The following is a 23,511-nucleotide window of genomic DNA, read 5'->3' as shown; positions in this document are numbered from 1 at the left end:
ACTGCCATCCAACACATCCAAAATCCGAGATGCAACTGGGATTACACCGATACGGTGACTTTCCGGCGCAAATCTCCATCCAAGACGCCACTGCCGAGGAGCGATTGAATATGAGCGATACGCTTGTATTTTTCCCCTTCAAACTCTTCGAGGGTCAGCCCGATTTTTTGATAGGCAGCGTACAACTCTTCCGCCCCCCGGCGAGCGTTCCACTGGGGTTCGAACTCCGGTACAACTCGGAGGATTTTGCTACAGTCGACTCGGTAACAGCGTTTATCGGGGCCGCCATCTTCGGCATACTCGATTTTGCAACCGGGAACCACCTCTTCGACAATATCGGCCAGTTCCCGAATCCGATAGTTGTCTTCGTTGCGCCCGACGTTAAACGCCTCGTTGTGGATGGTTTCGCGGGGAGCGTTCATTACGGCGATAAACGCCCGCGAGATATCTTCGATATGAACGATGGGTCGCCAGGGGGTACCGTCGCTTTTGATATATACGCGCCCGGTGGTAAACGCCCACGCCACGAGGTTATTGAGCACCAAGTCGAACCGCAGCCGGGGAGATACGCCGTAGGCGGTGGCGTTGCGCAAAAAGGTGGGGCTGAAGTTATCGTCGGCAAGCTGGCTGACCTCTTTCTCGACGGCAACTTTCGACTCGCCATAGGGGGTGACGGGATTGAACGCCGATTCTTCGTTGAGGAGGTCTTCTCCCCCGGCACCGTAGTTACTGCACGAGGAGGAAAAGATATACCGAGGCACGCCGGCATCTTTGGCCAGTTGAGCCAACCGCACTGAGGCCCGGTAGTTGATTTCGGCCGTTAGGTTGGGATTGAGATTGCCCAGGGGGTCGTTGGAGAGACCCGCCAGATGAAGAATGACATCGTATCCTTCCACATCAGCCGCTTCGACATCGCGGATATCCTTGCGGATTTCGGGAATCTCTTCAATCCCATCCCCAAAGGTACAGCGCTCGAATAAATCGCTATCGAGACCTACAACTTCATGCTGTTGGGCTAACAGCATGGGTACTAACACCGTTCCGATGTAACCCTTGTGACCCGTTACTAAGACTCGCATTTGATTCCTCCCAAATTTTCCAAGGTGCGTTGCCGTTATCCCAGAGGGTTTGCAAACGGCGTTTATCCCGTAGCGTGTCCATGCACTGCCAGAACCCGTCGTACTGATAGGCCATGAGTTGACCGTCTTGGGCCAACCCTTCGAGGGGTTCTTTTTCCCAAAGGGTATCGTCGCCTTCGATGTAGTCGAAGACTTGCGGTTCGAGGACGAAGAACGCGCCGTTAATCCAGCCTTCTTTAATTTGCGGCTTTTCGGAAAATTCCACGACCCGATCGCCTTCTAGAATGGGCAAACCGAAGCGGGCAGGGGGTCGGACTACGGTCATGGTGGCGAGTTTGCCGTGATGGCGGTGGAAGGCGAGCAAATCTTGCAGGTTGATATCGGAAACGCCATCTCCCCAGGTGAGCATGAAGGTTTCGTTATTCATGTAGGGAATCAAACGCTTGATGCGACCGCCGGTATTGGTGTGCAGTCCGGTATCGATGAGATCGATTTGCCAATTGGGTCGCCAGCCCTGGTGCATCTGAACTTGACCGCTGCCCATATTCACCGTCAGGTTACTGTTGAGGGAGCAGTAGTCCACCATGTATTTTTTGATGACTTCCCCCTTGTAACCCAGGGCGATCGCAAAATCTTGGAAGCCGTAGTGGGCGTAGTGCTTCATGATGTGCCACATGATGGGTCGCCCACCCACTTCGACCATTGGTTTGGGCTTAGTTTCGGTTTCTTCGGCGAGGCGAGTTCCCAAACCACCTGCTAAAATTCCGACTTTCATCACTTATTCTCCATTGAATTTTCGGCTTGAAGTATCTCTGTGATGCCACCGATCGAACTTGGAGTAGATCAACCCTGGACTCGAGTGCGATCGGGCTGTCTACTTATCAGGTTCGGCGGTATTTTTTACGTGCGATCGCTATTTTTTGTAATAAAAGTTCAAGGCTAGAATTTAAGATTCGGCACCAATAACTTTCGAGAAAATCATTAAGATTTCTCGTCAAAAAACGCAATTTCTCGATCGCAACTTGCGTGAGATTAATGAGAGTGCTAGAAACCGCATTTTCTCAATAAAGTGCCATCCGTACAGACAAACGGACAAACAAGTTTATTCAGAAAGTGCTGTTAAAAATGTTCGGTGAATTTACGTAATTTTGAACACAATTTATGTGTTGGGTAGTGAAATACTAGCAGGAGAACAGAGACCGCAACAAGATCCTTTACGCAATCTTTATGATTGCTTGTTTGCCACTGAATATTAAGTGCAGAAAAATACGGAAATTCTCTTGTTGAGCCATATTCAGTGACCTTCGGACAATTTAGTGCGTTCGCGTGCGCCTGTGCGGAGCGCACAAACATCTTGCTCACGTTCCCAAAAATCGCGCCTAAAAATATCCGAATGAGTCTAAATACCTCGATAGAAGCTCGCCAGTTACCAAACTGTTTCCAAAAGCTGACAAATGCGATCGCTCAAAATGCGATTGCCTTCGGGAGTGGGATGAATCGTGTCCCGGAAAAGAGCGCCCGGTGGTTCGATTTCCGCGAAAATCGGTAAAAAATCGAGAAACGGAATCTTATGACTTCGCGTCAATTCGAGTAAGCGATCGCGAGCTTTTAATTCGTAATCTTTCGGTCCTGACGGAGTCACTTCCCGCTTAAGGGGACTCAGGGCTAGGATGAGAGGAATGCCGCCTGCAGCGAGTCGGGTATGAATTTGTTCGATCGCCGCCAGATTTTTCCCGACCCGATCGCCCCCTTCTTGACGCAGTCGATCGAGTTCGGGAATTTGCGGTTCCGGTAGGAGGTAGCGCTCGATGACTTCAACCCACGCCAGAAGCGGTTTGCGCGCCGGGTAGTTGCGATCTCGACCCACCGGTAACGAGGTGGGGGCAATGGCAAATAAATCATCGGTATTGATCAGCAGCACGATCGCTCGTGACTGAAAATGACCGAATTGCTCCAAGTAAGCCAGTTCGTTGCGCGGTCCCCAGGAATTTGCTGAAGCGTTGAGAACTTCCACCGGCTGGCGACCCGATCGTTCCCGCAAGCACTCCGCCATCCGTGTTGAAATCGTATCGTCGCGATCGGTCCACCAACCTCCACCGGCGATCGAATCCCCCAGCAGCAGTACTCGCAGCGTTGCAGCATCGGGTTGGGGCGCGATCGATTCCGAACGCATCGAATACTGATTAATTTCCACCCGGTTCCCAAACCGGCGGGTGTGTTGGTTGGGGGCAAGCAAATATCCAATGCGATCGTCGGCAATGTAGAGCAGCGGATTACCAAATCCAAACAGCACTCGGAGACCGATTTCTCCAGCAACCAGCAATCCCAAGGCGATCGCCACGGCAACTAAGGCAAATTTAATCACATTGGCAACGGAACGCGACAAACCATCTCAGTGTATAGCGAACGTGCCGGGTTTGCTTCGGGGAAAGCAAGAGATCGGGTGTGGGGTGTTGGGTGTGGGGGAAGACAAAGGAGATAGCAACAATTCACCCCTTGTCCATTGTTCATTGTTCGTAGTCCATTCACTCCCCCCTGCCCCAGACTTAGCTGTGACGATATCGGCGTAAGATCTATTTGATGCTATTATCTGTTACCGTTCCCCACCCTCTTTTCGTTTTCCGGACATTCGTAATGCGAATCTCACGAAACGAACCAATCTGGGTTGGGGTTGAAACCATCCTGTAGACGATCGAAAATGAGTCCGAGACAACTAACGTGGACTTGAAGCCAATTTTTAAAACATCCAATCCGATTATCGGTGTCGTTCATCTATTACCCCTGCCCACTTCCGCCCGTTGGGGAGGAAATCTCAATGCCGTGATGGATCGAGCCGCCCGAGAAGCCACCGCCCTCGCCTCTGGAGGGGTAGACGGTATTATTATCGAAAATTTTTTTGATGCCCCTTTTACAAACGCCCAAGTCGATCCGGCCGTGGTCAGTGCCATGACGCTCATCGTCCATCGGCTGATGAATCTAGTCACCTTGCCTATTGGCATTAACGTCCTGCGAAACGATGCTCGCAGCGGACTGGCGATCGCCGCCTGCGTGGGCGCAAAATTCGTGCGCGTCAACGTTCTCACCGGCGTGATGGTCACCGACCAAGGCACGATCGAAGGACAAGCCCACCAACTTTTGCGCTATCGACGGGAACTCGGCAGCGATGTAAAAATTCTCGCCGATGTTCTGGTGAAACACGCTCATCCCCTGGGTTCTGACAATCTTACCGTGACCGTGCGCGAAACTCTCGAACGGGGATTAGCCGATGGCGTTATTCTCTCAGGACCGGCCACCGGTAGCCCGCCAAGTTTAGAAGATCTAAAATTGGCAACAGAGGCTGCTAATGGTAAACCCGTCTTCATCGGCAGTGGAGCCAACTGGGAAAATATTGGGACGTTGATGCAGGCTGCAAACGGGGCGATCGTGTCGAGTTCCCTCAAACGACGGGGGGATATCGAAAAACCCATCGATCCGATTCGGGTGTCGCAATTTGTCGAAGCCATGCGCCGTGCCGAGCAATTCCAGGTGCAGCCCCAGTCTAAATCTTCTGTGACACTGCATTCTTGAAACTGCATTCTTAACAAGCGCTTATGATTCGCCGACGTTCTACTCCTTGGATTCATCGCTGGTCTCGTCCGATTATGGGCACGATCGCCATTATCGGGGCCATCGGCACGGCTTTCCTGACTGTGGTCAAATTCCGGGGAGATCTCTCTGGGGTTTGTACTGGGGGGTGTGATGCCGTTCTGAGCAGTCCTTATGCGACTGTTTTTGGGCTTCCCCTGACTTTGTTCGGCTGTTTGGGTTATTTGGCGATGGCAATTTTTGCCTTTGCCCCCCTCATCGTTACCCCAGAGAAAAATAAGAAACTCCACACCCAACTCGATCGCTGGACGGGGTTATTCCTGTTTCTGGGGGGGACGGCGATGGCGATCTTCAGTGGTTACTTGATGTATGTGCTAGCGACCGAAATCAAGGCGGTTTGTATGTACTGCATTACCTCGGCTATCTTCTCCTTGAGTTTGTTTGTTTTATCGATTGTCGGTCGCGCTTGGGATGATATCGGACAACTCTTCTTTTCTGGAATTGCCGTGGCGATGGTGACGCTGGTGGGGACGCTGGGGGTTTATGCCGGTGTCAACGGTACGGCCGCGGGTGCGTCTTCCCCTGGGGCGATCGAACTTGCGACTCATTTGAGCGATACGGAAGCCAAAATGTTCGGCGCGTACTGGTGCGGTCACTGTCAAGATCAGAAAGAGTTATTTGGGAAACAGGCGTTTAAAAAAGTCGATTATGTCGAATGCGCCCAAGATGGGGAAAATTCACAAACCCAACTGTGTCGTTCTGAAGGTATCCAAGCATTCCCCACTTGGAAAATTGATGGCGAGTTACACCAAGGGGTACAAACCTTAGATGAACTGGCCAATTTATCGGGTTACTCCGGTTCGCGAGATTTTGGTGCGTCTGGAGAGTAATCCAATCGCATCCAAATCCGAATACGCCGTCGTATTGGTAACAGCTAGTTCCGAAGAATAAGCCCAAACTATTGCCCGCTCTTTACTCTTTAGTAGAAGAAAAACTTGCCGCCTGCGCAACGTTGATGCCCGTGCGATCGATTTATTCCTGGAACGGAGACATCAATTCCGATAATGAGTGGCAGTTAGTTCTTAAAACCGATTTAGATCGGTTTGCACAATTAGAAGCGCGAGTGCGACAACTCCATTCCTACGAAGTTCCCGCAATTATTGCAGTACCGATCGTTGCCGGTTCGACCCCATACCTGAACTGGATCGAAGCGATGACGAAGGAGTAGGACACATCGGAGGCACGGGGAGAGTGGGTTGACAATTGACAATGGGTCAGTGGCAACGCTCTTCCCTCTTTCCCTTGTCTCCCCTACACCCCACACCCATTCCTCAAGACTGCAAACTCACTAAAACGCCCGGTTCTTTCTGAATCGGTAGCACGTCGAGGATATCGGTTTTCGCGCAGTAGACCAAATCCTCATCGCAGTTGAGACGGAGCAATCGCTGTCCGTGGCTGGCGAGGGAGAGAAGTTCCCAAAGACGATCGCGCCACTGCTGGTATAGGGCGATTGCATCGATGGTTTCATCGTTACCGGCAATATCGGCAAAATCCAGGTTCGCCGCTTCCATGAACCGATGGGCGATCGCTCCCGCGCAAACGCTATCTTCGAGGGCATAACTCCCTTGCCAACCGGAACCGACGATCCCAATCGTTTCGGGGGAATGCTCTAACAGGTAATCCACCGTGGCTTGGCGGTTCACCAGAGCTGATGTTATCAGGGTGGGAGCAGATGCCACGCGATCAAGGGCCCGAGTGCCGTTGGTGGTACTCAGAAATAACCGTCGCCCTTGCACCCGTTCGGGGGTATATTCCAAAGGAGAATTGCCGCAATCGCAGCCATCAACCTTCGCCCCCCCCCGTTCTCCCGCGCGAATGCGTTTCTCGGGCAACCATTTCTCGCTTTCTCCCATCAACAGGTCGATATCGCTAAAGGCTTGAACCGCTTCAGCTCCACCATCGAGAGCGGTAGCAATGGTGGTCGTCGCACGCAAAACGTCAATGACGATCGCGCAATCTGGCATCGGGTCCGTTGGCGTAAGTTCGGGAGTGTGATAAACGAAGATTTTAGGCATACCGATCGACTTAAAAATTTAATCTACGACTTTGTCAATATTGAAATAAGGGATTGTTGTTGAAACGTTTTGCTTCCGTTGTCATCGCGAGCATCCTGCTCGTTGCGGGAAAAGCGATCGAAACGATCTTGCTCCTGTACTACTGTACAACCTGGGGTTGATTCCCCACCCATCGCTTTGGGTTGACCATCGAATGTCACAATAGAGTGGATGAAATTCGGATCTGGCAGATTGAAGACAGCACGAGGAGGAGGGGGCAGACCCAACGGTTCCCTAATACTGCAAGAGCGGCTTGACAATTGATGATGAAAGCACAAGTTTTTCGAGGTGTGAATCAACTGAGCTATGAAGACGTACCGGTTCCAACTCTAGATGCTGATGAGGTACTCGTCGAAGTTGAAGTGGTGGGTCTCGGCCGCGAAGATCTCGATCGAATTCGCTATCCTATCTACAGTCCGCCGCGCATTTTCGGTCACCAAATTGCCGGGACGATCTCTGAAGTTGGCGATCTCGTCGAGGATTTTTCGATCGGGCAACGGGTCTCCGTCATGCCCCACGTTCCCTGTTTTCGCTGCACGTACTGTCTGAGCGACCAATTTTCCCTATGCAAAACCTACCAGGAAATCGCCACCACCAGCGGATTTATTCCGAGTGGGGGAGGCTTTGCCCAATACGTTAAGGTGCCCGGGCATATGGTTCGCAATGGCGGTCTGGTTGAGGTTCCCGAACGGGTGAGCTTGGAACGCGCCAGTTTTTTATATCCGGTCAACTGCTGCCTGAAAGCGATCGAAAAGGCTCAAATTCGGGCCGGTCAGATTGTCCTCGTAACAGGAGCCGGTCCGAGGGGGCTGCTATCGATCGTCCTGCTTCGGTATGTGGGTGCGAGAGCAGTGGTTGTAGATTGCCATCCCCACCGCCTGGAGAAAGCACTGCAAGTTGGCGCCGAAGCCGCGTTTCTGGCAAGCGATCGCGATTTGCATACGAAAGTCAATTACCTTGCCAGTGGTTTGGGGGTACACGCGAGTCTGCTGTCGATTGCCAACGAACTTGCCTACAGTCAGGCTCTTGACTGTACCCGAAAAGGAGGCAAGATTCTCGTTTTTTCAGAATTTTCCGACTACAACATCACTATCAATCCCAATCTGCTGTACCGTCGGGAAATCGATTTGCTCGGGAGTCACGGTGCAGATTTTAAGCTACAGTCCCACGCCATCGATGTTTTGTTCCAGGGACGAATCGATGTGGAACAATTAATTAGCGATCGCTACCCCCTCCAGGATTTACCCAAAGCCGTCGATCGGGTTACGAAGGCAGAACTGGATACGTTCAAGATATTGTTGTATCCCCAAAACCTGCGTTGACGATCTTGCAATCGATCGCAGTTCGGGCCCTTGTCGTTACAGATTTTCAGTTATGGGGAACGAGGAAGGGAGAATTCGACATTCAGAAGAGGGAATGGAGAATGGAAAACATCTATTTCTTCGATTGGTGTCAATAAACCAGCGTGAAGTACTCTAAATCGACTGCGACGGGACGAAGCGAGCGTACCGCCGCCAGTCTGGGGATATCTTTGAATGCCCCAATTTGAGTGCCTCAAGGGGCGATCGCTAGAGTGGATAGAGTTCTCCGAATTTCTTGCGAATATAGGAGACAAACGGATCGATACTCAACGAGCAACCCGTCACCCGTTCGACCAGTTCCGTCGCCGTATACTTCATACCGTGCCGGTAGATATTCTCTTGAAACCAGTGGTGCAGGGTCTCAAATTGACCCAGTGAGAGTTCGCGCTCGATCTGGGGCTGGGTGGAAATCGCGGCTTCGTAAAGCTGAGCGCTCATCAGGTTTCCCAGGGTATAACCTTGAAACATCCCCCCGATCGTACCGCAGTACCAGTGTACGTCCTGCATCACCCCTTCACCGTCATTTTGAGGAACGATGCCCAAATCGCTGCGGTAGCGATCGTTCCAAGCCTCGGGTAAATCGCGCACCGACAATCGACCTTCGAGCATTTCCAACTCGAGCTCGAAGCGAATCATAATATGGAGATTGTAGGTAACCTCATCCGCATCAGTGCGGATCGGCGATCGCGCGACCTTATTAATCCCTCGATAAAACTCATCGAGGGACACGTGCCCCAATTGTCTGCGAAAGACGTTCTGGAGTTGGGGGTAAAAATACTCCCAGAATCCGCGAGAACGAGCCACGCAGTTCTCCCAGAGTCGCGCTTGGGCTTCGTGCATCCCCGCCGAAACTCCATCGGCGAGAGGGGTTCCTTCGAGTTCCGGGTCGATTCCCTGTTCGTACAGCGCGTGACCCATTTCGTGAAAGGTGCTAAACAATCCCTGATTGAGATCGTCGGCATAGATGCGGGTGGTGAACCGAACGTCATCAATAGAAAAACTGGTGGTAAACGGGTGGGGAGAGCAGTCTTGTCGACCGCGTCCGAAGTCGTATCCCATGCGGGCAATGGCTTGGCGGCAGAACTGAAGTTGAAGGGCTTCGTCGAAGAATTGGTGTAATGCCGAATCGTTGGTGGGTGGTGCGGCGACGATCGCCTCTAGAATGGGAACGAGTTCTTGGCGCAGTCGGGCAAACAAATCCTGAACCGTTGCCGTCGTCATGCCGTAGTCCGCCCGATCGATAAGGGGGTCGGCAATGCGGGAGGCGTTGGGAAAAAAGCCGGAAAACTCGCGGCTCAAATCCAAGGTTTTTTCTAAATAAGGTCGCACCGCCGCAAAATTGTTTTCCGGTCTGGCGGTAGTCCACACTTCGTAACACTGGGCTTGGTGCCCGGAGAGTTCGGCCATGAACGAAGCCGGGACTTGCATGGCTTGTTCGTAGTTGCGGCGAGCGAGGCGAATCAGGCTGGCATCCTTGGAAGAGTAGGGCAGGTCTCCTTCGTAGCGGCGCAGATCTTCGAGAAGCTGTCCGAGATCGGGAGCGGTCATTTTTTGGTGCGCGATTTGCCGTAGCGTGGCGATTTGCCGTCCTCGTGCCGAGGCTCCTCCGGGTGGCATATATGTGGTTTGGTCCCAGTCGAGTAGGGCGGCAGCGGCATCGAGATCTTTAATTTGACCCAAACGAGATGTTAATTCTTGAAATTTCGGTTCGATTTTCTTAAGCGTTTGCATGACTTGGTGTTTGATAATGAGGCAATGCGCAACCTGATGACAGGAAAATATCAACCTGACCCTTTACTCACATTTGTACGAAATTTAACCAGCCCTTGGCAAATTTCTCGTAAAGGAAGTTTAGCGATCTCTTTTCCCCTCTTCGGACATGACACCCTACTGATAATCTCCCACTTGCTGTCAGATCTGACTTGAATCTAAACCTTCAAAAAATTCGACGGCTGACAACGATGGATTTGGGGCAAAAAATAAATAAACCAGAGAGCGCTACCTTATCAAAACATAACTCGATCGATTAAGATATCCGAATAGACCAATTGCAGTGGTTTCGGCTTAATGCTGGCGAGTATATCATACCCAGTCGAGAGATGCCATGATATCACTCTCGATCGAAAAAACTAATCGTTACAATTGGATGTCGATCGGGATAATTTAATTCGTTCAATGAGTTTAAAAACGATTGCGTCAATCTCCCTTAAAAAAGTCATTATTTTGGCAATTGCCTTCGGAGTTTTTCTACGATTTTATAATCTCGATCGTCAAGTTTATTGGTATGACGAGACGATGACCTCGCTACGGATTTCCGGCTATACCAAAAGCGAGCTGGTCGAACGAGTCGAGACGGGAGAACCGACTGCTGTCGAAGCTTTTCGCAATATCTATCAGTATCCGAACCCGAGTCGAGACTTAAAAGATACGATTGATGCCCTCGCCAGACACCCAGAACACTCTCCCCTATACTACCTCATGGCTCGATTTTGGCTTCAGGTTTTCGAACCATCTGTTGCCACCATTCGCAGCCTATCGGCTTGGATAAGTTTGTTGGTTCTTCCGGCAACCTATTGGCTGGCAAAAGAGCTATTCGCAAACCCCATCGCGCCGGGTTTGAGTGTTGCGATTGTGGCTTTGTCCCCCTTTCATATTCTTTACGGCAAAGAAGCCCGAGAATACAGTCTTTGGACCGTGGCAATTCTACTGTCTTGTGCGGCTTTACTCAAGGCTATTCGAGTCTCGAAAGTCGATGGCAGGGATGGAAGCGTAAATTCAGATTTTATTTTAAGTTTTATATCGAGTTGGGGCATTTATGGCATTACCGTTGCCCTTGGACTATACGCACATCCATTTTCGGCTTTCGTGTCCTTGGGTCATGGAATTTACATCTCGATTCTTACTCGGTGGAAACAGGTCACAATTCTCTTAGCCTACTTCATAGCATCGCTGTTCGGGATATTTTTATTTTTCCCTTGGCTGCAAATTGCGATCGCGAATTTTTCGAATTTTGTAGAGAACACGATTTCCACCACCAATCCTCGGGACAACCTACATTTAATTTGGGGTTTAAATTTAAGTCGAATTTTTTTTGATGTCAATCAGGGAACGAGCTTGCTCAACCCATTACTGTATATCATTATTGGATTGGTCGGTTATGCGATTTACTGGCTTTGTCGCCACGCTCGATCGCAAACCTTTCTCTTTATTTTATTATTAATGGGCGTGACGGGACTAGCTCTCATCGGACCCGATATTTTGGTTGGCGGACGGAGATCGAATAACTTGCGCTATGCGATTCCCTGCGTATTGGGAATTCAGCTTGCGCTCGCCTATTTATTTGCCACAAAACTGACAGTACTTCCACATCAAATCTCACGCTGGAAATTTTGGAAGCTTGGATTTTTAAGCTTACTTTTTATCGGCTTTATTTCTGGAGTTGTGAGTTCTCAGCTAGAAGTTTGGTGGCATAAAAGTTATGCAAAAAGTCGATATAATCCCGCTATTGCTCGCATTATTAACCAAGCGGATAGTTCGATCGTCTTGACCGACGAACTCCCCGAAAAGTTATTATCTTTGAGTCATTTGTTGAAACCCGACGTTCGACTTGTCTTTTCTCGTGGCGGAACGGTTCCCGATATTCCAACGGAATTTAGCCAGGTCTATTTATATCGTCCTTCTGAAGTTTGGAAACAGCGGATTGAGGAAACCAGTGGGGGAAAAATCGAGCGAGCTTATAAAGGATGGTTGTGGCAGCTCGAGCGGTAATGGGTCAATGAGACGATCGAGCTTTAGTGCCAAAAAATCGGATGTTACAAGTCGTTAAATGTTAGCAAACATCAATGTCCACGACCTGAGCTGAACTCGCTCAAGTTGCTGGGTTTCCCCCGTTTCAACTTGTCTCCACGAACTTACAGTCGTCCCCACTAGTCTAAACTCCAGTTATAGCCGTTCGCACTGGTATCATTACACTTTTTCAGTAATGGGGAACGGGGAATGGAAAATACCTGTTTCTTCAATTGTGTAAAGAAACCACAAGAAGCGCCATCTGTTACAGCAGCAGTCACTCAGTCGACTGAAAGCCCAGACACCGGAAACCCTTGTTCAACATCGAACAAGCATATCCAGACTAAAGGCTGAGCGATCGACAATCGGGATGACAGGATTTGAACCTGCGGCATCCTGCTCCCAAAGCAGGCGCGCTACCAAGCTGCGCTACATCCCGTATACTGATATAAAGATACCGCAAACTGCTTGAGAGTCGCAACTGCTTGCGAAAATGCCATTAGGGTTATGCATCTTCGATCGGTAAAACTTAAACCAAGTTTACCGAATCGCTAGGGAGCGATCGCGCCCGAGTCAAAGCGGTTGGTTGATTTTGGAGCTTGGCAAGATACTCCAGATTCAGCCAAAATATTAGAGAACGAAAAGATTTGTTACAGAGCCAAAATTGAATGTTTGAAATCGTATCGCTCGAAGCTATCCAGGAACTTGCGCGCGAATATGGATACTGGGCAGTTTTTTTGGGCATCTCCTTAGAAAATGCAGGCATTCCCCTACCTGGGGAGACGATTACCTTAGTCGGCGGCTTTCTGGCGGGTAGTGGCGAACTCAACTACTGGCTGGTGCTCGCGTGTACGACTTCCGGAGCGATCCTTGGGGATAATGTGGGCTATTGGCTCGGTCGTTGGGGTGGATGGCCGTTATTGTTGCGCCTCGCTCGAATGTTCCGTTTTTCGGAATCGCAGCTGTTGCCCCTCAAAGACGAATTCACCAAAAATGCCGCCCGAGCCGTTCTGTTCGGGCGATTTATTACTTTATTCAGAATTTTTGCCGGTCCCCTCGCAGGAATGGTCGAGATGTCCTACGGCAAGTTTTTGTTGTGTAATGCTGCTGGTGCTTTGATGTGGACGACCACCATCGTCAGTATTGCATTTTTTGCCGGACGAGTGGTGTCCCTAGAAGTCCTGGCGGCTGGCGTCGCTCAATTTGGTGCGGTGGCTTTGGCCGTTGCCGTGGTGGTCATTGTGGCATCGTGGTGGTGGGAAAATCGCAAACAGGCGATCGAAACTGGGAAGTAGTTGCCTCGAAGCTCGAATTCCGTTGAACGATCGTCGTTGGAAGAGGCCGTGGTACATCTGGTTCCCGAGGCTTCATCTCCTCGGTAAACTGAAGGGATGAAATTTCCTTGACCCAACCATGAAATATGCTGCCGATCGTATCGCCTGTGCCCTGGTGCTACTGGGTTTAGGCGCAAATTCTGTTCGATCGCAAATTATTCCCGACGCGACCCTACCCACAAATTCTATCGTCACTCCCAATGGCGCAATTCTCACCATCGAGGGAGGTACGGCAGTGGGAAGTAATCTCTTTCACAGTTTTGAAGCCTTCTCCCTCCCCACGGATACAGAAGCCCTCTTCGACAATTCCCCGGCGATCGACAACATCATCACTCGTGTCACCGGAGGGCAAATCTCCAATATCGATGGGTTGATTCGCGCCAACGGAACGGCGAATCTATTCCTGATTAACCCTAACGGCATTGACTTCGGAGAAAACGCGCAGTTGGAGGTGGGGGGTTCGTTTCTTGCGAGTACGGCCGATCGGGTTTTATTTGAAGATGGCAGCGTTTTCGATACCGCCACAGGCGCAGGCGTGCCCCTACTCACCGTCAGCGTTCCCATCGGCGTGCAGTTTGGTGAAAATCCCGGTGGCATCACCAACATCGGCAATCTCTCCGTCAGCGAGAATTTGACCCTATCCGGGGGAAACGTCACCAGTACCGGCATGCTAGTTTCCGATCGCGGTACTCTCAGCCTCGAAGCGGTTGCCGGAGATTTGGACGTGGAAAACGCCACTGCCCCCAACGTTTCCCTCAGAGCTACTGGCAATGCGATCGTCGGCAGCATCAATTCCGTCGCTTTGTCTGGGGGTAGCGATATCGCCATCGATGCGGGGGGCAACATCCTCATTAACGGCGATCTGAATGCATCGGCGAGTTTCTCAATTGCTAACTTTGACTTCAACGGCGATGGCGGCGATATTACCATTGCGGCAGGGGGCGATATTACCTTCGTTCCGGGCACTTCCCTAGTGTTATCCTTCGGCATCCGCAGCGGTGATATCCGTTTCGAGAGTGGTGGTACGATCGTCCTCAACGATGCTTTTATCGGCAATTTAATCTCCGGCGAAGATCGCAGTGGCGATATTCACCTCACCGCTAACTCCGTCTTGCTGCGCAACTTCGGCCGTATCGCCACCATTACCCTGAATGGCGGACGCGGGGGGGATGTTTTGGTGACGGCAACAGATGCTATCGATTTAGTGGGCGAAGGAGAAAGCAGTAGCCTGGGGGAGAACAATCCTCTGGTGGCACTGTTTAACGATCTCTTTTCCGGTGCGGGATTCAACTCTACCGGGATTGGGGCAACTAGCATTACCACCGGTCGTGGGGGAGATGTCATCCTGCGGACGAGTCGGTTTAGCATTCGCGATCGCACGTCTCCGAATTTAGACCTATTCGATCCAAACCTGCGAGTGCGTACCGGGGTGACGACGGTAACGGACGAGGATAGTTTGGGACGGGGGGGCGATATCCTCCTGGAGGCATCCGAATCCGTGGAACTGGTGGGCAATCGACCGGGACCGTTCGTCCCTACCCTCGATGAGAACGTTGCCCTGACGGTGATTCGGATTCCAGCGGGCATCACGACGGCCACCAACGGTCGCGGGGATGGGGGCAATCTCACCATTAATACCGAACGGCTGACGATTCGCGATGGGGCGGTCGCAACTTCGGGAAATAGCTTTATCAGTCAGGGAGGTAGTGGGGGCAATGTGACGGTGAACGCCTCGCAAATTGAGTTTCAGGGCTTGGCGGGTGTGGTGTCGGCGACGGTCCAGGCTGGGGATGCGGGGGATTTGGTGGTGAATGCAGATTCGATCGTCATTCGAGATGGGGCGGGCATCTCTGCCGATACCCTCGGTTCGGGTGATGCGGGAATTTTGAGGGTCAATACGCGCACCCTCAGCCTCAGTAACGGGTCTCGCATCAGTGCGGGAACCAGTTCCAGCGGTCGGGGTTCGATGGTGAATATCTTGGCATCGGACTCGATCGATTTAGCGGGGACTTCTGCTGATGGGAGGGTTCCCAGCGGCTTGTTTGCCAACTCCCAAGGTTCCGGAGAGGCGGGAACCCTCACGGTGATGACGGGAGGACTGCGGGTGCGAGATGGGGCCGGTATTACCGTCAGCAGTAGCGGGGAAGCCCCTCGGGCGGGAAATTTGGAGATTGAAGCCGATACCCTGCAACTCGATAACGGGGGACTCATCGATGCGAGAACCAATGCCGGGGATGGGGGAGATATTAACCTGCAATTGGAGGATTTGTTGCTGCTGCGGCGAGAAAGCAACATTTCAACCACCGCCGGAACCGATGGAACTGGGGGGGATGGCGGCAATATCAACATCGACACGGATTTTATCGTCGCCCTGCCAACAGAAGATAGCAATATTACGGCGAATGCTTTTGAGGGGAATGGGGGGAAGGTGAATATCGCCGCCCAAAGCGTGTTCGGCATCGAGTTTCGTCAGGAGGAAACGGCCCCTTTAAGCGATATCACCGCCAGTTCGGAGTTCGGACAGCAGGGGGTGGTGACCTTTGAAGTTCCCGAGATCGATCCGGCATCGGGATTGGTGAACTTGCCGGAAAATACTGTAGATGTGGCGGGACTGTCGGGAAACCCCTGCGATCGCGGTATCGGCAAATTTACAGCCACCGGACGGAGTGGATTGCCGCCTACACCCTACGATCCCATCGATAGTTTGGATATTTTGGAGGATATTCAACCGCCAGTGGAGTGGGAAGAGAGGGAATCCGAATCCCTGGTGGAGGCGACGGGATGGCACAGAAACGATCGCGGACAAGTGGAGTTAGTGGCCGACATTCGTGCTGATGTTACAAGGCGAGAAAGATGCTCGCACTCATTATCCTCAGCAAGTTTTTAACCTGTTTGTCTTGAAACGTGCCGTAAATATCTCGTTCGGCGATGATGAATTCTTGGGCGCGGGAAAATAATGTTTCAGATAGACAAAGCCGATCGAATTGCCTTCGAAAATCTCGAACTCGCTGCTGATAATTCGAGGAGTTCGATCGGAAATGGGGTCGATCGAGCGTACCGGAATTTTGGGCTGGACTCCAGTGTTTCACAAGACTAAATCGTTCTGGCAAGTGATGTTTGCCAAATGCCTCGGAAAAATCAGCTTGAGAGAATCGAAGTTTCGATTATCGAACTGAGTTCAATCTCAAAATTTTACCCGAGTTTTTGCCGAACATTTTGCACGATTGAAGCAAACAGTCAAATCTTATCTCATAAATGTGAGATTATGGGAGGGAGTCATTCAAACTTGCCTATAGTTCCGGTTGCACCTGTGAGTTAAATTTCCGGAAACTCTAATCCCACGCTGCGACGAATCGCCATTTCTAACTCTTGAGGGCGATCGGTTCCAATTCTCACCCGCTTGCCGGATTCGAGAGTCACTTCCACCGCATCGAGACCGGAAACGTTGAAGAGTAAACCCCGAGGAATCAGTTTGATACCCCAACCGTAATACCAGCGATTTTTAACGGCTTCAGTACGGACGATTTCACCCAGGGGATAGGTTTTTTGAATGACTCCCGGTCCAAACCGCAATCGCAGTTGGTTATCTGTAATTTCGACGGTGAGGGAATGAAAGAGAAAGGCGGCGATCGCGAGAATTGCCAGGACGATCGCCGATATCCAATGCCATCCGACAACAGTAAAAACGATCGCGATGAGAAGCGAAATGAGGGCAAGGGTTACGAGGATAGCCATGCCAAGTTGCGTGTGTTGGTAGTTCATAAAACTTCAAACAAAATTGAGTAAGTATTCTGTTTTTGAGTGCTTCTTCAAATATATTCGGTTATCCTCGTGATGGATGGCGCGATCGATAGAGTTTTTAGCTGCTAGTTATTGCGATCTCCATTCAAGTTTAGCCCTGAAGCGAATTGCCAGCCAGACTTTCATCAATTCATATTTTTTTATTTTCACCAATCTTGAAAAGATAGGAGTTTTCAATGTCTGAATTACCGCTATCCGAACGACGTGGATTTGAGTTTTCCGACTTTGGATGTAATCGAATTGGAATTTTGATGGTGAAAGCACCGATCGAAGAAGTGAGTCCAATTTTAGCTCAATGGCTATACGGAAGGCTAGAAATTAATGTTTTAGGTCAAGCCAATGACTGGTGTTCTAAATTATTATTTCAATATTGCAGACATGATTGGACGATCGTTTTTCCGTTTGATATCTGTGCGACGAATACAGTTTCTCTACTTTCCCAACAGTTAGCAACTCGTTGTATTTACCTAGAATACGAAGATACATCAGATTGTTCGGCATATCGCTTATTCGATCGCGGTACTTGTATTGAAGAATTTAACTGGGGATGCGACTATACGGAGGACTTTTTAGGCATCGAACCGGAAGAGTTACTAGAGTATGCAATTGAAAGGGAACAACAGGGAGCTCCAATTCCATCGGGTTGGGACCCTCGATCGTGGGATTTCTATTGTTTTGATGATTATAGAAGCTATGCATTTCGTAGTAGCTTAAATACAGCAACAGAGACAGAAGTTATTGAAACCGATAAATTTCTGGATACTCTTTTAAGCGCTCAAAATGCATGGCTTCCAGATTGGGATTACTTACCTGCTGAATCAGAAATTAAGGCTGTTAGTGCAAAGGCAGAAGATTTTGTGCGCATCGATTTAATTCGACAAGGAAAATTTGTTAATGAAGTCGTCGCTCAGATCGATACTGAAATATTATCCAAAATTAACTTCGAAGCAAATGATACTTCTCTCAAACCTGAAGAAGATATTCCGTTTTAATAATTAACTTTTGTTCTGATGCTTATACAATGTATTAAATCATGAAAATAGATTGATAATTTTAGACCTAAAACAAGAGAATGTTACGCTAAACTTAAAAAATATATTCGAGTGCAATTATTATTTATTTGGTAAAGAGTCGCACATTTTTTATTTCTAATGTAGAGCGCCCAAAATAAAGCTAATTAAAAAATGAAGTTCAAGCATAAATTAAAAAAAGTCTGGATTTCGATCGAACTATTCGGAATTAAAGAAGGTGAAGGAACCTACATCCACGAACCCTATAAATCGTTACCACCAATCGAGATTCCAGATCGAAATCTAGACTGGCTGAATCTCACTGAATTTGAAGTTGGCGTCAATGAAGAAGGAGAAAATTTTGCTCTAGAGACCGAAGAAAGACAAGAATTTCAAGAAAACTGGGTGAATATTCAGCAGCAAGCACGAGATTTACAGCTCACTTTTCCTGATTGCTTCTTAGAATTAATCGAGTCTTTTTATCTTCAAGGTAGTATTCTCTCCTGCACGGCTTGTTATTTCGATTTACCCGATCGCATTTCAGAAAGTCCTTTTCAACCAGGGGATTATATCTTACGTTTTTACAATGATAGTCAATACTGTATTTGCTGGTATCTCTATTTTTACCAATCCGGTGATGTGGAAGTGATTGCGTCGTCGGGAACGGAGGATTCGCCTTTTTTAGAAGATGCAGATAAAAGCTCGATCGAGTTTGCTAAAGAATTTACCTATTTGGTCAGTCCGTCATTTCTTGAGTTTATCTATCGATGGTGGCTGGAAAATCATATCTGGTTTAAACTACGCGAACAGATGACGTTATCAACTCTAGAATTGGCATATATCAGACATTACCAACCTAGCTACCCACAGTAAATCGAGAAAAACGATACAATAGCGATCGAGCCTCGGGTGGAAATTCATGAAGATCGTTCGCTTGGTTTCGTTAGGTTTCGCTCTTATTTTATTAGCAATTTCGACAATAGGGGGATTGCTGATGAATTATCTTTATCTATTTCTACTGGCAAGTGCAGTGATTACTCTTGTCAGTCGGATCGCTGCTTTAGTTCAAAAGCGTATAGAGTGGGGTATTTGGCAGAAAAAATCGAGTATGCGAGGTTATCTTATACAAGCTTTACTGAGAAATTCATCTTGGATACTTATTGGAACTTGTATCGCGATTGCCCTCATTCCCATTCAGTTTTCACCCGATGGGTTGCTACGCTTAAAACTTCTCATTTGGGGTAGTGTTTTTGTTCTGTGTATATTAGCTTGGCTACCGGAACGAGGAATTGGCAAATCTCTGAACATCACTCTTTCGATTTTTTCGATTTTTCTGATATCCCAGTTGTTCTCTATTTATCAACCTCTGTCTCCCGGTATTACCCTACAATCTCCCTTTCAAGACAGTTGGTACGTGGTACAAGGTGGAAATAGTCCCCTCATCAACCATCATTACTTTGTCGGTTCTCAGAAATACGCCTTAGATTTAATTGTTTCCGAAGATGGAACATTGCCCTTGGAACAAGTTCGCGATTTAGCGGAGTATCAAAGTTTCGATCGAGATTTATTTTCTCCGGTAGATGGCAAAATCGTCGAAATGCGCAATGACTTGCCGGATTTACCCATTGGAGAATTCGATCGACAAAATCTCGCCGGCAATCATATTGTCATTCAAACAGAGGACAATTTATATATTCTCCTAGCGCATCTCAAACAGGAAAGTATTGTCGTGGCTGAGGGAGATACGGTAAAAGCTGGGGAAAAAATTGGTAAATGCGGCAACTCCGGTAACACCTCGCAACCCCATCTACACCTACAGGCGATGACGCAACCGGACTTTTTGTCTCCCGAGAGTCAACCCGTTCCGATCTCCTTTAAAATAGACGATACCAAACCTCAAACCTATCGCAGAAATAAAGTGCTTGCGGGTTTATCGAGTTAGATCCTAATTCAGGGCGATCGATCTCCATTTCCAAGGAGAATTGAAGGGTAAGAATTCAGCTCGAATTGATATCGATTCCTGCCGCACCCCGAGAGATTCTCCTCTCATCCCCCTTAGATAGATCCCCCTCCCGTCCAGGGCAGTTCCTCTACTTGGGGAGACCCCAAGACCGGACTGCCTCCCCTTAAAAAGAGGGAAGCCAGAGGAAGTGAAACTATTTATGGGGGAAGCCAGAGGAAGCGAAGCTGTTTATTTATGCGGGAGTTTTTCCAATTCCCCCCTTATCAAGGGGGGCTAGGGGGGATCTAATCTAGCTAAAGCGCCTGAATCCTAAGATTGAAAGGGAAAAATCTGCCGATTCCAGATACCCGATTGGGAGAAAACGATGAGTCGATCTAAACTTTGGAATCGAATTCAACTGTGCCAAAAAGGGTCTCTTGCCACTGGCATCGCGATCGCCGTGGGGTTTTCTCTTCCCAGCCGCGCCGCCATCGTCGAACCGCCAACCCAACAAACCACAGTCGCGACGGCAACTCTCCCCTCCGTCAACGTCGCCCAAACCTCCCAAGCCCTGCAACTCCTGCGTCAGGGCATCGATCGCTACCAAAGAGAACGATACACCGAAGCAGTGGAACTGTGGCAGCAAGCGATGAATGCCTTTTCCTCCGAAAACAATTCCCTCGGAGTTGCCCTGGTGTTGAGCGATTTGTCCTTAGCCTACCAGCATTTGGGACAACTCGAAGAGGCCGATCGCGCCATTGCCAGCAGTATCGATCGCCTGCAAGCTGAGAAAGACGATTCCCGCGCCGCATCGGAAATTCTCGCCAAAGCCCTCAATACCCGAGGTCGATTGTACTGGGTGCGAGGTGATTTCGCCGCCGCCCTGGAAACCTGGGAGGATGCCACCCGCCACTACGCCGCTGCGAGTCACCCATCGGGAGTCACCCTGACCCAACTCAACCAAGCCCAAGCCCTACAAGCCCTGGGATTGAGTCGGCGGGCGCAACGAACCCTGCTCGAAGTGTACGACGATTTGCAGCAGCAGCCGGATTCGGGTCTGAGAGCGACGGGATTGCGGCACCTGGGGAAGGCACTGCGGCGGGTGGGTGCATTGCAACAAGAGGGGGAACGTCTGGGGGCGTGGGAAGTTTTGGAGGCGAGTTTAGAGGCGTCTGAGGATGCCGCAATGGCAAGCTTTGCCTGGTTGGAATTGGGAAATACCGCCCGCGCCCTGGCCGATAAAGCCCTCGCCATCGGTAAAGACAGCCGAGACTATTGCGGCGAAGATTGCGAGGAAATCGCCCTGGATGCCTATGCCCAAGCTGCCCGCGCCCCTCAACGGCAACTCGAAGCCCAACTCAACCGACTGGGTTTGCTGGTGGAAACGGGGCAGTGGTTGGACGATGAGAAATGGGCTGAGGTGGTGCAACTGCGCCAGGATATCGAATCCCACCTCGATCGCCTTCCCCCCGGTCGTAATGGCATTTACAACCAGCTCAATTTTGCCTGGACGCTGGCTTGCCTGAAGCAAAACCCCGATCCCAACACCCCTTCCTGCCTGAGTCGCGATCGCCTCGAACGGTTGCGGCAAAAGCTCGGAGATCCGGTGGTGGAAGCCAAACGCCTCGAACGAGTGCAGACGATCTCGTGGGCGGAAATTGCCAATATTCTCGAGAACGCGCGCGATCGCAGCCTTCAGTTGGGCGATCGACCGGCCGAATCCTACGCCCTGGGGCAGTTGGGGGGACTCTACGAACTCGACGATCGATTTTCCGATGCCCAAACCCTCACCCGAGAAGCCCTGTTGCTGGTGGAGGCGATCCAAGCACCGGATATCCGCTATCGCTGGGAGTGGCAGTTGGGGCGGCTGGCGAACCGTCAGGGCAACCGAGATGGGGCGATTGCCGCCTACGAGGCTGCGGCAAAAACTCTCAAATCCGTGCGCGGTGACTTACTGCTGGTGAATCCCGACGAGCAGTTTTCCTTCCGGGATAATGTCGAACCGGTGTATCGAGGATTGGTGGATTTGTTGCTGACGCGGGAGGGAACGGGGGAGGTTCGTCAAGAACGCCTCGATCTGGCGATCGATTATATCGACGACTTGCAACTGGCGGAACTGGAAAATTTCCTCAGTTGCGACTTATCCCAAACCGTAGATGTCGATCGAGATTTCGATCGCATCGATCCCACCGCGGGTCTGATTTACCCCATCATTCTCGAAGATCGCCTCGAAGTCATCTACCGCTTGCCGGGGCAACCCCTGAAACACCACACTCAGACGATCTCCCGAGGAGAGTTGGAAACCACCCTGCGAACCCTGCGGCGATCGCTATTAAGAGGGGATGCTGGACGGGTGATTGAAAACTCCACCCGCGTCTATCAATGGCTGATCGAACCCTTTGAAACGGCGCTGGCGAACAACCCTGATTTGCAAACCTTGGTATTCGTCCTTGATGGGGATTTGCGCAATATTCCCATGGGCGTTCTCTACGACGTCAAAACAGATTTATACCTGATTGAAAAACCCTACGCCCTCGCCTTGCTACCGAGTTCGCAACTCTTCGAACTGCAAGATTTTTCCGAAAACCTGCAAGTTTTAGGAGCGGGAATTAGCGAGGCCGTGGAAGTGGACGATCGCAATTTTTCCGCCCTCGATGTCGATCGAGAATTATCCAGTATTCAAAGTTCTTTATCGACGGAACTGCTCGTCGATTCTCAATTTACCACCCTCAATTTAGAAAATAACCTCAACTCGGGAATTTTCTCTGTCATCCACATGGCAACCCACGGGAATTTCAGTTCCGATCCCGAAGAAACCTATATTTTGTCCTATGACGAACTTCTACGGACGAATGATTTAAATAACCTGCTTCGCGGTGCGGGAGAAACCGCATCGAATATTATCGAACTGTTAGTTTTAAGTGCTTGCAAAACAGCGGAAGGAGACCATCGCGCAACCTTAGGATTGGCTGGTTTAGCCGTGCGGGCGGGAGCCAAAAGTACTTTGGCGACTCTATGGCAAGTGAGTGACGAATCGACGGTAATTTTAATGGAACGATTCTATCAAGAATTACAAACTCCCGGAATTACAAAGTCTCAAGCTCTTCATCGCGCCCAACAATCTCTCGTTCGGGATTTAAAATATCAAACACCATATTACTGGGCACCTTATATTTTAGTTGGAAATTGGCGTTGATTTTAAAGTATTTTATTTTTGATTTAAGTTTATTTAAGATATAGCATTTATCAATTAATTTAAAATGTTTTTATTTTTAATAAAACCTTGCTTGGAAACAAGCTGAAATCCTGATTTTATTCTACCGTTACTGATTTTTAGCATTTGTCGGTATCAAACCTTTATAGCAACCGTCAGGGCGGTTTAGGCATCGTGAAGGTGAGCTTTCTTGAGCAGGCAATCGCGGTGAGTAGGGGGAGAGAAGAAAATGCGAGCCTTGAGCTTGATTTCTCGAGTGTCCTAACCGCCTTGGCGACGGCTATA

Annotated in this window: 17 protein-coding genes and 1 tRNA gene; 11 read left to right on the top strand and 7 right to left on the bottom strand. The window is 49.8% G+C overall.

From position 1 onward, the window contains the following. Positions 1-41: 41 nt before the first annotated feature. The 3 genes from AC2215_RS19990 to AC2215_RS19980 form a co-directional block, all read right to left on the bottom strand. Positions 42-1,079: an NAD-dependent epimerase/dehydratase family protein gene (locus tag AC2215_RS19990; RefSeq protein WP_486811769.1), complete on the bottom strand. Its 1,038-nt coding sequence runs from the start codon at positions 1,077-1,079 to the stop codon at positions 42-44. After that, complete coding sequence (gene rfbF, locus AC2215_RS19985) at positions 1,003-1,854, bottom strand: glucose-1-phosphate cytidylyltransferase (protein ID WP_486811768.1); 852 nt, start codon at positions 1,852-1,854, stop codon at positions 1,003-1,005. The genes AC2215_RS19990 and rfbF overlap by 77 nt, the downstream gene beginning before the upstream one ends. Before the next feature lie 651 nt (positions 1,855-2,505). Continuing rightward, entirely contained in the window at positions 2,506-3,465 is a 960-nt protein-coding gene (locus tag AC2215_RS19980; protein WP_486811767.1) for an SGNH/GDSL hydrolase family protein, read from the bottom strand. A 332-nt stretch (positions 3,466-3,797) separates the two neighbouring features. On the opposite strand from AC2215_RS19980, the gene btpA reads away from it, so the two are divergent. The 3 genes from btpA to cutA all read left to right on the top strand — a co-directional run bounded on the left by btpA (position 3,798) and on the right by cutA (position 5,892). Next, positions 3,798-4,646 (top strand): photosystem I biogenesis protein BtpA, encoded by an 849-nt coding sequence (gene btpA, locus AC2215_RS19975; protein ID WP_486811766.1) that lies wholly within the window; start codon positions 3,798-3,800, stop codon positions 4,644-4,646. Between the two features lie 23 nt (positions 4,647-4,669). After that, positions 4,670-5,554 (top strand): vitamin K epoxide reductase family protein, encoded by an 885-nt coding sequence (locus AC2215_RS19970; protein WP_486811765.1) that lies wholly within the window; start codon positions 4,670-4,672, stop codon positions 5,552-5,554. A gap of 71 nt (positions 5,555-5,625) precedes the next feature. Continuing rightward, on the top strand, positions 5,626-5,892 hold the full coding sequence (gene cutA / locus AC2215_RS19965) for a divalent-cation tolerance protein CutA (protein ID WP_486811764.1): 267 nt from the start codon (positions 5,626-5,628) through the stop codon (positions 5,890-5,892). Positions 5,893-5,995: 103 nt separating this feature from the next. On the opposite strand, the gene AC2215_RS19960 is transcribed toward cutA, so the two are convergent. Next, the gene (locus AC2215_RS19960) at positions 5,996-6,739 is read right to left on the bottom strand and encodes a 2-phosphosulfolactate phosphatase family protein (RefSeq protein WP_486811763.1); all 744 of its coding nucleotides are present in this window, start codon (positions 6,737-6,739) and stop codon (positions 5,996-5,998) included. Positions 6,740-7,041: 302 nt separating this feature from the next. On the opposite strand from AC2215_RS19960, the gene AC2215_RS19955 reads away from it, so the two are divergent. Continuing rightward, the gene (locus AC2215_RS19955) at positions 7,042-8,100 is read left to right on the top strand and encodes an alcohol dehydrogenase catalytic domain-containing protein (protein ID WP_486811762.1); all 1,059 of its coding nucleotides are present in this window, start codon (positions 7,042-7,044) and stop codon (positions 8,098-8,100) included. Between the two features lie 246 nt (positions 8,101-8,346). Here AC2215_RS19955 and AC2215_RS19950 read toward each other — a convergent pair whose 3' ends face one another. Beyond that, positions 8,347-9,870, bottom strand: a complete 1,524-nt coding sequence (locus AC2215_RS19950) for a carboxypeptidase M32 (protein ID WP_486811761.1) — start codon at positions 9,868-9,870, stop codon at positions 8,347-8,349. A 444-nt stretch (positions 9,871-10,314) separates the two neighbouring features. On the opposite strand from AC2215_RS19950, the gene AC2215_RS19945 reads away from it, so the two are divergent. Next, positions 10,315-11,907 (top strand): glycosyltransferase family 39 protein, encoded by a 1,593-nt coding sequence (locus AC2215_RS19945; protein WP_486811760.1) that lies wholly within the window; start codon positions 10,315-10,317, stop codon positions 11,905-11,907. 383 nt (positions 11,908-12,290) lie between these two features. On the opposite strand, the gene AC2215_RS19940 is transcribed toward AC2215_RS19945, so the two are convergent. Further along, a tRNA-Pro gene (locus AC2215_RS19940) sits at positions 12,291-12,364 on the bottom strand. 229 nt (positions 12,365-12,593) lie between these two features. Between AC2215_RS19940 and AC2215_RS19935 the strand changes: the two genes are divergently transcribed. Then, positions 12,594-13,220 (top strand): DedA family protein, encoded by a 627-nt coding sequence (locus tag AC2215_RS19935; protein ID WP_486811759.1) that lies wholly within the window; start codon positions 12,594-12,596, stop codon positions 13,218-13,220. Between the two features lie 118 nt (positions 13,221-13,338). Next, positions 13,339-16,146 (top strand): two-partner secretion domain-containing protein, encoded by a 2,808-nt coding sequence (locus tag AC2215_RS19930; RefSeq protein ID WP_486811758.1) that lies wholly within the window; start codon positions 13,339-13,341, stop codon positions 16,144-16,146. A gap of 428 nt (positions 16,147-16,574) precedes the next feature. Here AC2215_RS19930 and AC2215_RS19925 read toward each other — a convergent pair whose 3' ends face one another. Then, a complete protein-coding gene (locus tag AC2215_RS19925) occupies positions 16,575-17,021 on the bottom strand; it encodes a hypothetical protein (RefSeq protein WP_486811757.1) in 447 nt (148 codons plus the stop codon). Positions 17,022-17,236: 215 nt separating this feature from the next. Here AC2215_RS19925 and AC2215_RS19920 point away from each other — a divergent pair, with 215 nt between their 5' ends. The 4 genes from AC2215_RS19920 to AC2215_RS19905 all read left to right on the top strand — a co-directional run bounded on the left by AC2215_RS19920 (position 17,237) and on the right by AC2215_RS19905 (position 23,208). Then, a complete protein-coding gene (locus AC2215_RS19920) occupies positions 17,237-18,052 on the top strand; it encodes a hypothetical protein (protein WP_486811756.1) in 816 nt (271 codons plus the stop codon). 192 nt (positions 18,053-18,244) lie between these two features. Further along, on the top strand, positions 18,245-18,943 hold the full coding sequence (locus AC2215_RS19915; RefSeq protein ID WP_486811755.1) for a hypothetical protein: 699 nt from the start codon (positions 18,245-18,247) through the stop codon (positions 18,941-18,943). 121 nt (positions 18,944-19,064) lie between these two features. Beyond that, on the top strand, positions 19,065-20,012 hold the full coding sequence (locus tag AC2215_RS19910) for a M23 family metallopeptidase (RefSeq protein ID WP_486811754.1): 948 nt from the start codon (positions 19,065-19,067) through the stop codon (positions 20,010-20,012). Positions 20,013-20,397: 385 nt separating this feature from the next. Next, positions 20,398-23,208: a CHAT domain-containing protein gene (locus tag AC2215_RS19905; RefSeq protein ID WP_486811753.1), complete on the top strand. Its 2,811-nt coding sequence runs from the start codon at positions 20,398-20,400 to the stop codon at positions 23,206-23,208. The last annotated feature ends 303 nt before the right edge of the window (positions 23,209-23,511 follow it).

It is taken from the genome of Zarconia sp., from assembly GCF_057467645.1.
The sequence above is the reverse complement of the archived record's forward strand: the minus strand, read 5'-3'. Positions and strand labels throughout refer to the sequence as shown.